14 protein-coding genes are annotated in these 13,755 nt (G+C 71.4%); 9 read left to right on the top strand and 5 right to left on the bottom strand.

Annotated features, from left to right (window positions below; genetic code table 11):
• Positions 1–284: 284 nt before the first annotated feature.
• Together rpsT and KSK32_RS04610 are read right to left on the bottom strand one after the other, a co-directional pair.
• On the bottom strand, positions 285–551 hold the full coding sequence (gene rpsT, locus KSK32_RS04615; RefSeq protein ID WP_013287988.1) for a 30S ribosomal protein S20: 267 nt from the start codon (positions 549–551) through the stop codon (positions 285–287).
• 215 nt (positions 552–766) lie between these two features.
• On the bottom strand, positions 767–1,843 hold the full coding sequence (locus KSK32_RS04610) for a phosphotransferase (RefSeq protein ID WP_254186940.1): 1,077 nt from the start codon (positions 1,841–1,843) through the stop codon (positions 767–769).
• Here KSK32_RS04610 and KSK32_RS04605 point away from each other — a divergent pair.
• The 7 genes from KSK32_RS04605 to KSK32_RS04575 all read left to right on the top strand — a co-directional run bounded on the left by KSK32_RS04605 (position 1,842) and on the right by KSK32_RS04575 (position 8,738).
• Positions 1,842–2,378 (top strand): DUF4240 domain-containing protein, encoded by a 537-nt coding sequence (locus KSK32_RS04605; RefSeq protein WP_216928799.1) that lies wholly within the window; start codon positions 1,842–1,844, stop codon positions 2,376–2,378. The genes KSK32_RS04610 and KSK32_RS04605 overlap by 2 nt on opposite strands.
• A gap of 106 nt (positions 2,379–2,484) precedes the next feature.
• Positions 2,485–4,362 carry a translation elongation factor 4 gene (gene lepA / locus KSK32_RS04600; protein WP_216928797.1) on the top strand — a complete coding sequence of 626 codons (1,878 nt, stop codon included), beginning with the start codon at positions 2,485–2,487 and terminating at the stop codon, positions 4,360–4,362.
• Positions 4,363–4,583: 221 nt separating this feature from the next.
• On the top strand, positions 4,584–4,871 hold the full coding sequence (locus tag KSK32_RS04595; RefSeq protein WP_216928790.1) for a GlsB/YeaQ/YmgE family stress response membrane protein: 288 nt from the start codon (positions 4,584–4,586) through the stop codon (positions 4,869–4,871).
• Between the two features lie 253 nt (positions 4,872–5,124).
• Positions 5,125–5,409, top strand: coding sequence for a GlsB/YeaQ/YmgE family stress response membrane protein (locus KSK32_RS04590; protein ID WP_216928788.1), 285 nt, complete (start codon positions 5,125–5,127; stop codon positions 5,407–5,409).
• Between the two features lie 223 nt (positions 5,410–5,632).
• The gene (locus KSK32_RS04585) at positions 5,633–6,925 is read left to right on the top strand and encodes a sugar ABC transporter substrate-binding protein (RefSeq protein WP_216928781.1); all 1,293 of its coding nucleotides are present in this window, start codon (positions 5,633–5,635) and stop codon (positions 6,923–6,925) included.
• On the top strand, positions 6,922–7,908 hold the full coding sequence (locus KSK32_RS04580; protein ID WP_216928778.1) for a carbohydrate ABC transporter permease: 987 nt from the start codon (positions 6,922–6,924) through the stop codon (positions 7,906–7,908). The genes KSK32_RS04585 and KSK32_RS04580 overlap by 4 nt, the downstream gene beginning before the upstream one ends.
• Entirely contained in the window at positions 7,905–8,738 is an 834-nt protein-coding gene (locus KSK32_RS04575) for a carbohydrate ABC transporter permease (protein ID WP_128136489.1), read from the top strand. The genes KSK32_RS04580 and KSK32_RS04575 overlap by 4 nt, the downstream gene beginning before the upstream one ends.
• 29 nt (positions 8,739–8,767) lie before the next feature.
• Here KSK32_RS04575 and KSK32_RS04570 read toward each other — a convergent pair whose 3' ends face one another.
• Entirely contained in the window at positions 8,768–9,628 is an 861-nt protein-coding gene (locus KSK32_RS04570) for a hypothetical protein (protein ID WP_216928776.1), read from the bottom strand.
• A gap of 111 nt (positions 9,629–9,739) precedes the next feature.
• Complete coding sequence (locus KSK32_RS04565; protein WP_216928773.1) at positions 9,740–10,525, bottom strand: enoyl-CoA hydratase-related protein; 786 nt, start codon at positions 10,523–10,525, stop codon at positions 9,740–9,742.
• Positions 10,526–10,544: 19 nt separating this feature from the next.
• On the opposite strand from KSK32_RS04565, the gene hemW reads away from it, so the two are divergent.
• Positions 10,545–11,768 carry a radical SAM family heme chaperone HemW gene (gene hemW / locus KSK32_RS04560; protein WP_216928755.1) on the top strand — a complete coding sequence of 408 codons (1,224 nt, stop codon included), beginning with the start codon at positions 10,545–10,547 and terminating at the stop codon, positions 11,766–11,768.
• A gap of 39 nt (positions 11,769–11,807) precedes the next feature.
• Here the strand turns inward: hemW and KSK32_RS04555 are convergent, their stop codons facing one another.
• A complete protein-coding gene (locus KSK32_RS04555; protein ID WP_216928754.1) occupies positions 11,808–12,428 on the bottom strand; it encodes a DUF4870 domain-containing protein in 621 nt (206 codons plus the stop codon).
• Positions 12,429–12,660: 232 nt separating this feature from the next.
• Between KSK32_RS04555 and hrcA the strand changes: the two genes are divergently transcribed.
• Positions 12,661–13,683, top strand: a complete 1,023-nt coding sequence (gene hrcA / locus KSK32_RS04550) for a heat-inducible transcriptional repressor HrcA (RefSeq protein ID WP_216928752.1) — start codon at positions 12,661–12,663, stop codon at positions 13,681–13,683.
• Positions 13,684–13,755: the final 72 nt, after the last annotated feature.

The raw sequence follows: 13,755 nt of genomic DNA, 5'->3' as shown, positions 1-13,755 counted from the left end.
GGAGCCGCCCGCAGCGCCTCCCGAGGTTCGCGTCCTCCCGCTGACGTGATCATCGGCCCGTCGGCCGCACATGCACGGAGTCCGGGCGACCGCTGCCCGCAGCGGTCGCCGGCGGCACCGATCACCGCCGCAGATCTTGGTACGAGAGGGCCCCTATAGAGGCCGAAATCCTCCAAGATCTCCGAACCGGTCCCTCAGCGCGCCGCGCTGCGGGGGAGGGTGGACAGGCGGAAGCCCCGTGGGCGCGGTGGCCCCGGGGCTTCCGGTGGGATCTGTAGCGCTGGTCAGGCAGAGAACGAGGCGACGCGCTTGGCGATCGCCGACTTCCGGTTGGCCGCCTGGTTCGAGTGGATGACACCCTTGCTGGCAGCCTTGTCCAGCTTGCGGGTGGCCTCACGCATGAGCACGGTGGCCTTCTCGGTGTCGCCCGCCTCGGCAGCCTCGTGGAACTTCCGGATGGCGGTCTTCAGCGACGACTTGACCGACTTGTTACGCAGCCGGCGCTTCTCGTTCTGCCGGTTGCGCTTGATCTGGGACTTGATGTTCGCCACGCGACAGCCTCGTCTTGATAGCTCGGGTTGGTCTGCTTTCGCGCACGACGAGCATGCGTCATCGCCGCGCGAAAAGCCAGGCTACCAGGTCGGCCCCGGACGAGCCAAAACGCCTCCGCCCGGCCCCATCCAGCCTGGTCGAGCGGCGCGCCACTTCGGGGAGGTGGTGAGGTCAGGGCTCCTGGGATGCCGCCACCTCGCCGAACTGGTGTGGATCAAGGGGAGGGGGTGGGGTGTGCCCAGGACCAGCCCCGGCGCTCGGCCAGCCAGCCGAGTGCCTGCTCCCCGCTCCACCGCTGGTGGGCGCGCAGGTGCGGGGAGGCGCTCGACGGCCCGGCGGCGGCGCCGGTCAGGAAGTACCCGGCCAGCGCGGCGAGCGTCACGTCCAGCGCGTCAGCGGGCGCCCCTGCCGCCGCCGGGTGCCCCGCGAACGCGGCGTCCGCGTCCAGGCCGCTGGCGTACGCGGTGAGCAGCAGCCCGGCCAGGTCGAACCAGGCCGGGCCGTGGCAGAGCCAGGGCCAGTCGCACAGCCAGGCCCGCCCGCCGGAGTCGATCAGGAGGTTGTCCACCCGCAGGTCGCCGTGGGCCAGGCCGGGGGCGGCGTCGGCGTACCGGGGCAGGCGCGACTCCAGCGTGACCAGCTCGGCCAGCGGGGCGCCGGCGGCCTGCTCGGGCAGCGGCTCGCGTCCGGCGGCCACCTCGCCCCACCAGAGGATGTCGTCGCGGGCCAGGTCCGCGAGGCGGGGGAGCCGGAGCGCGGCCAGTTCCGCGGGCGCGGTGGCGAGCGCGGCGGCCACCTCGGCGTACGCGGCGAGGGCGGCATCCAGCTCGCTCGGCGCCCAGGGCAGGCGGGGGGTGTGCCCGTCGATCGCGTCGAGCGCGAGCGCGTACCAGCCGGACTCGGTGAGCGCCCAGCGCGGCCGGGGCACCGGCAGGCCGGCCGGGAGCCGGGCCAGGATCGCCGCTTCGTGGGCGTACCAGTCGACCAGGTGCCGTTGCCCGTTCAGTGCCGCCGCCTTGACGAACGCCCGCTCGCCGGCAGGGCCGGTCAGTACGGCGGCGAAGCCGCTGGTGAACCCGCCAGCCGCCACCCGGACCGCCGCCGGTGGACCGCCGATCCGGGCGGCGAGCGCGTCCCGCAGCGCAGCCGGCAGGTCGGCCCAGCCGGGCCGGACGGCCGTCGACCCGTACGGAACCGGCGGCAGGGAGATCGGGCGCACCACATCATGCTGCCGTACCCGCGGCGCGCGGCGGACCGGCGCGTCGGTGGGCTCTGCCAGACTGCCTGCCATGAGGACCGACGAGTTCTGGCAGTTGATCGACGAGGCCCGCGCCGGCGCCGGGGGAGAGCCCGACGCGGTGGCCGCCCGGGCGGTCGCGCTGCTGGCCGAGCGCGACCCGGAGGAGATCGTCGGATACGCCCACCACCAGCGGCGGGTGCTCGCCGCCTCCTACAAGGTCGACCTCTGGGGCGCGGCGTACCTGATCAACGGGGGCGCGTCGGACGACGGCTTCGAGTACTTCCGGGGCTGGCTGATGACCCAGGGCCGGGCGGTGTTCGCCCGGACGGTCGGCGACCCGGACTCGCTGGCCGAGCTGCCGCAGGTCCGGGCCGCCGCGCTCAGCGGCGAGGAGTTCGAGTGCGAGCAGATGCTTGCGGTGCCGTGGGACGCCTACCGGAAGGCCACCGCGTCCGACCTGCCGGCCGAGCGCGACCCGGTCCCGGTGCCCGACCTGAACGACTTCTGGGACTTCGACGACGAGGAGGAGGCTCGCCGCCGGTTGCCGAGGCTGGCCGCGCTGTTCGTCGAGCCACCCGTGGAATAGGCGTGGAGTGAAGGGGGAGCCCGGGCGCGCCCCGGGCGACGTGGGACCATGGAGGGGGCCGGCGGCGCGCCGGCCCGCTCACGTCAGCCGACCAGAACGGACCGCTGTGCCACCGACGCTCGATCCCGGCGCGAACGCTCCTGGTGCCACCGACCCGGCGCGCATCCGCAACTTCTGCATCATCGCCCACATCGACCACGGGAAGTCGACCCTGGCCGACCGGATGTTGCAGCTCACCGGTGTGGTCGATCCGCGGCAGATGCGCGCGCAGTACCTGGACCGGATGGACATCGAGCGCGAGCGCGGGATCACCATCAAGAGCCAGGCCGTGCGGATGCCGTGGACGATCCGGGAGGGCGACCGGGCCGGCGAGACCGCCGTGCTCAACATGATCGACACCCCGGGCCACGTGGACTTCACCTACGAGGTGTCCCGTTCGCTCGCCGCCTGTGAGGGCGCGATCCTGCTCGTCGACGCCGCGCAGGGCATCGAGGCGCAGACGCTCGCCAACCTCTACCTGGCGCTCGAGAACGACCTGCACATCATCCCGGTGCTCAACAAGATCGACCTGCCGGCCGCCCAGCCGGAGAAGTACGCCGAGGAGCTGGCCCACCTGATCGGCGGCGACCCGGCGGACTGCATCAGGGTTTCCGGCAAGACCGGCGAGGGCGTGCCCTACCTCCTGGACGAGATCGTCCGGCAGTTCGTGCCGCCGGTGGGCGACGCCGAGGCGCCGGCCCGCGCGATGATCTTCGACTCGGTGTACGACGTGTACCGGGGCGTGGTCACGTACGTCCGGGTGATCGACGGCCGGATCTCCGCCCGGGACCGGATCAAGATGATGTCCACCGGTGCGGTCCACGAGCTGCTGGAGATCGGCGTCATCTCGCCGGAGATGGTGAAGGCCGACGCGCTCGGCGTCGGCGAGGTGGGTTACCTGATCACCGGCGTGAAGGACGTGCGGCAGTCCCGGGTCGGTGACACGGTCACCATCAACGGGCGGCCGGCGTCCGAGGCGCTCGGCGGCTACAAGGATCCGAAGCCGATGGTCTACTCGGGGCTCTACCCGATCGACGGCTCGGACTACCCGAACCTGCGTGAGGCGCTGGACAAGCTCAAGCTCAACGACGCGGCGCTCACGTACGAGCCGGAGACCTCCGGCGCGCTGGGCTTCGGCTTCCGCTGCGGCTTCCTCGGCCTGCTGCACCTGGAGATCATCCGGGAGCGGCTGGAGCGGGAGTTCAACCTCGACCTGATCTCCACCGCGCCTAACGTGGTCTACCGGGCCATCCAGGAGGACGGCGAGGAGGTCGTGGTCACCAACCCGAGCGAGTACCCGACCGGCAAGATCGCCGAGGTGTACGAGCCGACCGTGCGGGCCACCGTGCTGACCCCGAACGACTACGTCGGCGCGGTGATGGAGCTGTGCCAGGGTCGCCGGGGCAGCCTGCTCGGCATGGACTACCTCTCCGCCGACCGGGTGGAGCTGCGCTACACGCTGCCGCTGGCCGAGATCATCTTCGACTTCTTCGACCAGCTCAAGAGCCGCACCAAGGGTTACGCCTCGCTCGACTACGAGCCCTCCGGCGAGCAGGCGTCCGACCTGGTCAAGGTCGACATCCTGCTGCACGGCGAGCCGGTCGACGCGTTCAGCGCGATCGTGCACAAGGACAAGGCGTACACGTACGGCACGACGATCGCGGCGAAGCTGCGCTCGTTGATCCCGCGCCAGCAGTTCGAGGTGCCGATCCAGGCGGCCATCGGCAGCCGGGTCATCGCCCGGGAGACGATCCGCGCGATCCGCAAGGACGTGCTCGCCAAGTGCTACGGCGGTGACATCAGCCGTAAGCGCAAGCTGCTGGAGAAGCAGAAGGAGGGCAAGAAGCGGATGAAGATGGTGGGCCGGGTGGAGGTTCCTCAGGAGGCGTTCATCGCGGCGCTGTCGTCCGACTCCGGCGACACCAAGTCGGCCGGCAAGAAGTAGCCCGTCAGGTTCCACGAACCGGCCGGCGCCCTGAACAGGGCGCCGGCCGGTCGGCGTACCCAGGAAATTTTCAGTTGTCGGTAGCGCTCCCACCTGCGGGTTCGTCTCAGTCGGGGGAGCGGCGGTCGATGCCGCCGGTTTCGATTTTCGATGCGTCGGGCACTTAGCGGGCACGACAGCAACCGCACAGAACGTGCGAAATCGCTTTAGGAGGACCGACCGTGGAGTTCACCGTCTGGGGCATCATCACCGCGCTCGTCGTGGGTCTGATCGTCGGCGCGCTGGGCCGGCTGGTCGTGCCGGGCCGGCAGAACATGCCGATGTGGCTGCACATGGTGATCGGCGTCGGCGCCGCGCTGCTGGGCACCGTCCTGGCCCGCGCGCTCGGCATCGCCACGCAGACCGCCGGTATCGACTGGGCCGAGCTGGCCGTGCAGGTCGTGCTCGCCGCCATCGCCGTGGCCCTGGTGGCCGGCGTCGGCCGCCGCCGCAGCGTCTCGCATCACTGATCGACGCACCACGCGCCTCGACGGGCGCCCGGCCGATGCGGCCGGGCGCCCGTCGGGGTATTCGGCGCATTGAACTCCGTCGGTGCACCGGGCTCGCCCGCCGCGCCGGGTTTCGGAGAGAAGCAGCAGGTCAGAGCATGTCTGCACAATTCGTCATCGGAGTCGGTTTGGATTCCCGGGCGGTCGGGAACTTAGCGATCACGACAGTAACCACACAAAAACGTGTGACCCGATCTTAAGGAGGAGGGCGACCATGGAGCTCACCGTTTGGGGCATCATCACGGCGCTGGTCGTTGGTCTGATCGTCGGCGCGCTGGGCCGGCTGGTCGTGCCGGGCCGGCAGAACATGCCCATCTGGCTGCACATGCTGATCGGCGTCGGCGCCGCGCTTCTGGGCACCATCGTCGCCCGGGCCTCCGGCTTCGCCGAGACCGCCGGCATCGACTGGCGCGAGCTGATGCTGCAGGTGCTGTTCGCCGCGATCGGCGTGGCCCTGGTGGCCGGTCTCGGCCGTCGCCGCGGCGTCTCGCGCTACTGACCCCGCACCACGCGCCTCGACGGGCGCCCGGCCTCACCGGCCGGGCGCCCGTCGGCGTATGCGTGCCCTGAACTGCCCGGACGGCAGCAATGTCGGCCGGGCATCAGGCTGCGATACGGTCGCCTGTGCCCTCCGCCACGAACACCCCCTGTTGTAAAGGAAATTTTCCTACTAAGGTGCGGCGGAGAAGGTTAGTGCCAAACGGCCCTGAGGGAGATATGGCGTGAACAGGTGGAAGCGGCTGGCTCCGGTCACCGCCATCGTGGCGTCGGCCGCGTTGGTGCTGACCGCTTGCGGTGGCTCCGGCGACGACGACAAGGCCGCCGACAACAGCAAGCTCACTGTGTGGATGATGGGTGAGGGCGGCGACGCCCAGACCACGTTCCTCGACAGCGTCGAGGCGGAGTTCAAGAAGAAGCACCCCGAGACCGACGTCGTGGTGCAGTACATTCCCTGGCTCGAGGCGCCGAAGAAGTTCCAGGCCGCGCTCGCCGGCGGGGAGGGCCCGGACGTCACCGAGCTGGGCAACACCGAGACCCAGGGCTGGGCCGCGCAGGAGGCCCTGGCCGACGTCTCGGACAAGTTCAACGGCTGGTCCGAGGGCAAGGACATCCTGCCCGACCTGGTCAAGAACGCCCAGCTCGACGGCAAGCAGTACGGCGTGCCGTGGTACGCCGGCGTCCGCGCCGTCTACTACCGCACCGACTGGTTCGCCGAGGCGGGCGTCAAGCCGCCGACGAACTGGGACGAGATGATCGCCGCCGCGAAGGCCGTGCAGGCCAAGAAGCCCGGCACCTACGGCATCGCCCTGCCCGGCAACTCCGAGCTGCCGTTCTACTCCTTCCTCTGGGGTGCCGGCGGGGAGATCGCCACCAAGGAGGGCGACACCTGGAAGTCCGGCTACAACACCCCCGAGGCGCAGAAGGCGGTCAAGTTCTGGACCGACCTGGTGACCGTGCACAAGGTCGCCCCACCGGCGGCCGCCGGGTGGAACGAGGTCGACGCCCGCACCCAGTTCGCCACCGGCAAGGCCGCCATGGCGTTCGCCGGTAGCTGGCAGGGCGGCGCGATGAAGAAGGACAACCCCGACATCGAGAAGGTGTGGGGCACGTTCCCGATCCCCGGCCCGGACGGCAAGCCCGCCCCGGCGTTCGCCGGCGGCTCCGACATCGCCATCTGGAAGGACAGCGAGCGGCAGGCGCTGGCCTGGGACTACATGACCGTGCTGCTGAGCAAGCAGAAGGACAAGGAGTTCGCCAGCAGCCTCGGCTTCTTCCCGGTCTACCAGGACCTGGTGAGCAGCGGCGACTACGCCAACGACAAGGTGATGGCCGCGTTCGCCACCGCCATCCAGAACACGAAGCTGACCCCGCTCACCCCGAAGTGGGTCGAGGTCAGCCGGACCAAGACGGTGACCCAGGCGATGAACAGCTCGGTCATCAAGGGCCAGAAGACGGTCGAGAAGGCAACCGCCGACGCGGCCACCGAGATGGAAGGCATTTTGAACAGCAAGTGAGCCTACTGACAAAGAGCCCCGGCGAGGCCGCCGCGCGGGAGACCCCCGCGCGGCGGCGCCGTCGCCGGGTGGACCACCTTCCGTACCTGCTCCTCCTGCCCTGCCTGGCGATCATCGCCGTGTTGCTGCTCTGGCCCCTCGGCCAGGTCGTGTGGATGTCCTTCCACAAGCTGGACAACGTCCGGCAGCTGCGCGGCGACCGCGAGTGGCCGTGGGTCGGCCTGGCCAACTACGCGCAGATCCTCGGCGACCCGTTCTTCCGTACGGTGCTGCGCAACACCGTGCTGTTCGCGCTCGCCAACGTGGCGCTCACGATGATCCTCGGCACGCTGGTCGGGCTGCTGCTCAACCGCCTGGGCAAGAAGATGGTCACGTTCGTGGCGAGCTGCGTGATGCTCGCCTGGGCCACCCCGGCGCTGACCGGCACGATCGTCTGGAAGTGGATCTTCGACGACACGAGCGGCCTGGTCACCTGGCTGTTCAACAAGCTTCCGGACGGGCTCTCCACGGCCCTGTTCGGGCGCAGCGACTGGACCGGGTACGGCTGGTTCAACGACCCGCTGCTGTTCTTCGCCATCCTGACGCTCGTGGTGGTCTGGCACTCGTTCCCGTTCATCGCGGTGAGCGTCCTGGCCGGGCTCAAGAGCGTGCCGACGGAGTTGCAGGAGGCGGCTCGGGTCGACGGCGCCGGGCCGTGGAAGGTGTTCTGGAAGGTCACGTTCCCGATGCTGCGGCCGGTCTTCGGCATCCTCGTGGTGCTCTCCACGATCTGGGACTTCAAGGTCTTCACCCAGCAGTTCGTGCTGGCCGGCGGCACCCAGGACCGGACGACGTTCATGCTGTCGATCTACTCGTACGCGGAGGCGTTCTCGCCGCCGCCCAAGTACGGCCTCGGCTCCGCCATCGCGGTCATCCTCACCGTGATCCTGCTCGTGGTGACCGCCCTGTACGTCCGCATGGTGCTGCGGCAGGAGGACGAATGACGAAGAAGATCGCCCTCAACGGCGCGGGCCTGCTGGTCGCGCTCTTCGCCGCCTTCCCGGTCTACTGGATGGTGGCGACCTCCCTGAAGCCCAACCGGGAGATCTTCTCGTCCACCCCCCGGCCGGTGCCGGCGGAGCCGACGCTGGAGCACTACCGGGAGATCCTCACCGGCAACCTGATCCCGGGCGTCACGTTCGCCGACTTCTTCCTCAACAGCGCGCTCGTCGCGCTGGCGACGGTGCTGCTGAGCGGGCTGGTCGCGCTGCTCGCCGCGACCGCCGTGGCCCGGTTCCGGTTCAAGCTGCGCACCACCTTCCTGATCATGCTGCTGGTGGTGCAGATGATCCCGCTGGAGGCGCTGGTCATCCCGCTGTTCCTGATGATCCAGCGGCTCGGCCTCTACAACACGCTGCCCAGCCTGATCCTCACGTACCTCGGCTTCTCGCTGCCGTTCGCGGTCTGGATGCTGCGCGGCTTCGTCGCCGCGGTACCGAAGGAACTGGAGGAGGCCGCCGCCATCGACGGCGCCAGCCGGGCCCAGACGTTCCGCAAGGTGCTGTTCCCGCTCGTCGCGCCCGGCCTGGTCGCCACCAGCATCTTCTCGTTCATCACCGCCTGGAACGAGCTGATCTTCGCCTTGACCTTCATCAACGACCAGCAGAAGTACACGCTGCCGGTGGCGATGACGTTCTTCTTCGGCCGGGACGACACCGCCTGGGGCTCGGTCATGGCCGCGTCCACGCTGTTCACCCTGCCGGTGATCGTCTTCTTCCTGCTGGTGCAGCGCCGGATGGTCTCCGGCCTGGTGGCGGGAGCGGTCAAGGGCTGAACCGGCGGTGCGGGCCGACCCGGCGGCGGTCAGGCCGCGGCGAACACCTCGGCCCGCACCTCGGTGGCCGGGTCACCCTTGACCCGGGCCCAGGAGCCCTGCTCGGCGGTCCACTCCAGGTTGCCGAAGCGGACCCTCTTCACGCCGTGGTCGTCGGCGTGCGAGACCAGCCAGTGCGCGTACCGCCAGCCGTTGCGGTCGCCGCCCGCCGGCACGGTGAGCGCGGTCAGGTCCGTCGCCGTGGGCAGCCGGGGCAGCCCCCAGTCCAGCGACAGGCTCTCCAGCACGGCGCTCGCGGCGGCCGGGCCGCGCATCGTCGGCGGCGAGGAGACGGTGCAGGCCACCGCGCCGGTCGCGTGGCCGAGCAACGCGCGGGTGAGGACCTCCGACTCGTCCGCCCACTTCTCGTACGCCTCGGGGAACGCCGACCGCTGCACCCGCTGGGCGGCGTCGGTGACCCGCATCCGCTCCCAGCCCCTGACCTTCTTCAGCGCGGCGTAGAACTTGTTCGCCGCGTACCGCGGATCCTGGACCTGCTCCGGGGTGCCCCAGCCCTGGCTCGGGCGCTGCTGGAACAGGCCGAGCGAGTCGCGGTCGCCGTGGGCGATGTTGCGCAGGTGCGACTCCTGGTACGCGGTCGCCAGCGCCACCACCACCGCGCGCTCGGGCATCCGGCGCTGCATGCCGATGGCCGCGATGGTGGCCGCGTTCGCCATCTGGTCGGCACCGAGCACCACCTCGCCGTCCGCCTGCACGGTGCAGGTCCGGCTGGACAGGGGGAGCCGCAGGTGCTCACCGAACTGCTTGGTCACGACGTAGACCGCGAGCAGCGCCAGCACGCACACCGCCACCCCAGATGCCACGATCGCCGCTCGCGTCCGCACCCGCACCCCCTGTCCCGACAGTCCGACAAGCGTACGTCCCACCCGCACCGGCGGGTCTCGGCCGACCGGCGGGCCCCACGTCGGCCGGAGCGGCTTCCGCGGGGACCGCCGCGCACCTCAGTCCTCGGCGGGCACCCAGGCGGCGGGACGCTTCTCCCGGAACGCCATCACACCCTCGCGCCCCTCGTCGGAGAGGAAGTACCCGGTGGACAGCGCGGCCAACTCGCCGATCTCGGCCCGCAGGTCGGGAGCGGCGGGCCGGCGCAGCAGCTCCTTCGCCCCGGCCAGCGCCCCCGGCGCGCCCTTGACCAGCGAGGCGCAGTAGCGCCCGACGGCGGCGTCCAGTTCGTCGCCCGGCACCGCGGCGGTGACCAGGCCGATCTCGGCGGCCCGGCGGCCGTCGAACGTGTCGCCGGTCAGGTACAGCTCGGCGGCGGCCCGCTGGCCCAGCCGGGGCAGCACGGTCGCCGAGATCACCGCCGGGATCACCCCGATCCGCACCTCGGTGAACGCGAACGTCGCCTCCTGCGCGCAGACCGCCAGGTCGGCGGCGGCGATCAGGCCCAGCCCGCCGGCCCGGGCCGGCCCGGCGATCTTCGCCACCACCGGCTTCGGGCACTCCCGCACCGCCACCAGCACGTCGCCGAGCATTCCGGCGGGCACCGTGCCGCTGGCGTACGCGGCGGCCGTCTCCTTCAGGTCGGCGCCGGAGCAGAAGACCGGGCCGGTGTGGTCGAGCACGATCGCGCGTACCGCGTCGTCGGCGACCGCGCCGGCCAGCCCGGCCAGCAGCTCGGTCATCAGGGGCGTGGAGAGCGCGTTGCGATTGTGCGGGCTGTCCAGGGTGAGGGTGGTCACCCCACGGGCCGTGGCGACTCGCACGAGAGCGTCCGGAGAGGTCATGCCGGGCACACTAGTGGCCATGCCCGGCGTCCTTCCAGAAGGCGAACCCGTCCCGCGCGACGGATCGCTGCCCGCCACCGCCACCCGCGCCGTCGGCGCACGCGGCTTCGGCGTGTACGTGCACGTGCCGTTCTGTGCCAGCCGGTGCGGTTACTGCGACTTCAACACGTACACCGCCTCCGAGCTGGGTGGCGGGGCGAGCCGGGAGACGTACGCCGACTCGGTGCTGGCGGAGCTGGCGCTGGCCGCCCGGGTGCTGGGCGACTCGCCGCCGCCCCGGGTCGACACCGTCTTCGTCGGCGGCGGCACGCCCACCCTGCTGCCCGCCGACGACCTGGCCCGGATCCTCGACGGCATCGACCGCGTCTGGGGGCTGGCCGCCGACGCCGAGGTGACCACCGAGGCCAACCCCGAGTCGGTGAGCCCGGAGTCGCTCAGGACGCTGCGGGCGGCCGGGTACACCCGGATCTCGCTGGGCATGCAGTCCGCCGCGCCGGGGGTGCTCGCGGTGCTCGACCGGCGGCACAGCGCGGGCCGGGCCACCGCCGCCGCCCTGGAGGCGCGTGACGCCGGGTTCGCGCACGTGAACCTGGACCTGATCTACGGCACGCCGGGCGAGACGGCCGAGGACTTCGCCGCCTCGCTGGCCCAGGTGGTCGACGCGGGCGTGGACCACGTCAGCGCGTACGCCCTGATCGTGGAGGACGGCACCCGGCTGGCCGCGCGGATGCGCCGGGGCGAGCTGCCGTACCCCTCCGACGACGTGGCGGCGGACCGCTACCTGGCCGCGGAGGCCGCGCTCGGCGCGGCCGGATTCTCCTGGTACGAGGTGTCGAACTGGGCCCGCTCGGCGGCGGCCCGGTGCCGGCACAACCTGCTCTACTGGACCGGCGCCGACTGGTGGGGCCTGGGCCCGGGGGCGCACAGCCACGTCGGCGGCGTGCGGTGGTGGAACGTCAAGCACCCGAGCGCGTACGCGGCGCGGCTGGCCGAGGGCGCCTCGCCCGCGCTGGCCCGGGAGCAGCTCACCTCCGACGAGCAGCACATGGAGGACGTGATGCTGCGGGTGCGGCTCGCCTCCGGGCTGCCGCTGGACGTGCTGGACCCCTCCGGCCGGGCGGAAGCCGAGCGGGCCCGGGACGCCGGGCTGCTCGACGCCGGGGCGTACGCGCGGGGGCTGGTGGTGCTGACGCTGCGCGGGCGGCTGCTGGCCGACGCGGTGGTACGCGACCTGCTGCCGTGACCGGCACCGGCCGGCCGCCCCCTCGGCCGGCCGGTGGTGTCACTTGACGAAGTTGTAGGTCAACGGGTAGCGGTACAGCACGCCCTCGTTGGCCTTGACCCCGCCGACGATCCCGAAGATCAGCGGCACCAGCCAGACCAGCATCGGGACGAAGAACAGGATCCCGCAGGTGATGACCGTGATCACCCAGGCGAGCACGCTGGCGATGGTCCAGGTGATCTGGAAGTTCAGCGCCGCGACCGCGTGCGCGCGGACCGTCGGCGACTGCTGACCGCGGGTCATCAGCGCGATGAGCGGGGCGACCCAGCCGAGCAGGCCGCCGCCGACGATGACACCCGCGGCGCCACCGAAGTGCGCCACCAGGGCCCACGTCTTCTCGTCGTTGTTGGCGTACGCGGCGGGGCCGTACCCGCCGCCGGCGGGGTAGCCGGGCGCGCCGCCGGGCGGGGGGTAACCACCCGGCGGGGGGTAGCCGCCGCCGGGGGGCGGGTAGCCGCCCGGGGGCGGATAGTCACCGGGCGGGGGATAGCCGCCCGCGCCCGGCGCCCCGGACAGTGGGGCGGTGGGCGGTTCGTTGCCCGGCGACGAGCCGTAGGGCGCCGACGGGTCGGGCTGGGGGCCGGAGTCCCCTGCCCCGGGAGGGCGAGGAGGTTCAGTCATGGTCGCCACGGTAGGTGCACCGGTCAACTCGCACCAGAGCGACACAGACCGACGATGACCGGCTGTTCGGCCCTGGTGGGAAGCGGTGTGTGGTGGGCCGCACCGCAGGTCCGTCAGGCGATCATCGCATCGCCGGGGGTGCCGACGTAGACTGGCACTCGCTACAGTCGAGTGCCAGCCGCCCGGCGGATGCCGCGCGCCGGCCCGGCCGAGGTGCGTCAGGAGGTGTGGAATGGGTCTCGACGACCGCAAACTCGCCGTGCTGCGCGCGATCGTCGAGGACTACGTCGCCACGCAGGAGCCGGTCGGCAGCAAGACGCTGGTCGAGCGGCACCAGCTCGGCGTCTCGCCGGCCACCGTGCGCAACGACATGGCGGTGCTGGAGGAGGAGGGCTACATCCGGCAGCCGCACACCAGCGCCGGCCGGGTGCCCACCGATCGCGGCTACCGCCTCTTCGTCGACCGGCTGTCCCGGGTCAAGCCGCTCAGCCCGGCCGAGCGCCGGGCGATCGAGCGCTTCCTGGTCGGCGCCGTGGACCTGGACGACGTGGTGCACCGCACGGTCCGGCTGCTCGCCCAGCTCACCCGGCAGGTGGCGGTGGTGCAGTACCCGAGCCTGGCCCGCTCCAAGGTGCGTCACCTGGAGCTGGTGCCGATCTCCACCACCCGGCTGATGGTCGTGATGATCGCCGACACCGGCCGGGTCGAGCAGCGGCTGGTCGAGCTGCCCGCCCCGGTGCCCGCCGACGACGTGACCGACCTGCGCCGGCTGGTCAACGAGAAACTCGTCGGCAGCCAGCTCGCCGAGACGCCGCCGCTGGTGCAGGCGCTCGTCGAGGAGTCGGCGCCGCACCTGCGCCCGGCCATGACCACGCTCTCCACCGTGCTGCTGGAGACGCTCGTGGAACGGCACGAGGAGCGCCTCGCGCTGGCTGGCCAGGCCAACCTCACCCGGGGTGGCCTGCTCGACTTCCAGGGCTCGCTGCGCCCCATCTTGGAGGCGCTCGAAGAAGAGGTCGTGCTGCTCAAGCTGATCGGCGAGACCGAGCCGAGCACCACCCGGGTGCTCATCGGCGACGAGAACGAATTCGACAACCTGCGGGCCGCCTCGGTGGTCAGCACCGGCTACGGACCGGGCAGCACCATCGTCGGCGGTCTCGGCGTGCTCGGGCCGACCCGGATGGACTACCCCGGCAATATCGCCATGGTGAGGGCCGTGGCACGCTACGTGGGCGAACTGCTGGCCCAGAACTGACCAGTCAGGGCCGACGGCCGGTTCCGGCCGACGACCGGAGCGACGCGAGACGAACATGAGGACACCTAACGC

This window comes from Micromonospora sp. WMMB482, assembly GCF_019038635.1.
Lineage (GTDB): Bacteria > Actinomycetota > Actinomycetes > Mycobacteriales > Micromonosporaceae > Micromonospora > Micromonospora marina.
The sequence above is the reverse complement of the archived record's forward strand: the minus strand, read 5'-3'. Positions and strand labels throughout refer to the sequence as shown.

What these genes read in the sequence shown, in the direction of transcription:
- KSK32_RS04605 (WP_216928799.1), top strand. Translation starts at nt 1,842, where the DNA reads ATGAGGACCGACGAGTTCTGGCAGTTGATCGACGAGGCCCGCGCCGGC.
- KSK32_RS04610 (WP_254186940.1), bottom strand. Translation starts at nt 1,843, where the DNA reads ATGGCAGGCAGTCTGGCAGAGCCCACCGACGCGCCGGTCCGCCGCGCG.
- KSK32_RS04590 (WP_216928788.1), top strand. Translation starts at nt 5,125, where the DNA reads ATGGAGCTCACCGTTTGGGGCATCATCACGGCGCTGGTCGTTGGTCTG.
- KSK32_RS04575 (WP_128136489.1), top strand. Translation starts at nt 7,905, where the DNA reads ATGACGAAGAAGATCGCCCTCAACGGCGCGGGCCTGCTGGTCGCGCTC.
- KSK32_RS04565 (WP_216928773.1), bottom strand. Translation starts at nt 10,525, where the DNA reads ATGACCTCTCCGGACGCTCTCGTGCGAGTCGCCACGGCCCGTGGGGTG.
- hemW (WP_216928755.1), top strand. Translation starts at nt 10,545, where the DNA reads ATGCCCGGCGTCCTTCCAGAAGGCGAACCCGTCCCGCGCGACGGATCG.
- KSK32_RS04555 (WP_216928754.1), bottom strand. Translation starts at nt 12,428, where the DNA reads ATGACTGAACCTCCTCGCCCTCCCGGGGCAGGGGACTCCGGCCCCCAG.
- hrcA (WP_216928752.1), top strand. Translation starts at nt 12,661, where the DNA reads ATGGGTCTCGACGACCGCAAACTCGCCGTGCTGCGCGCGATCGTCGAG.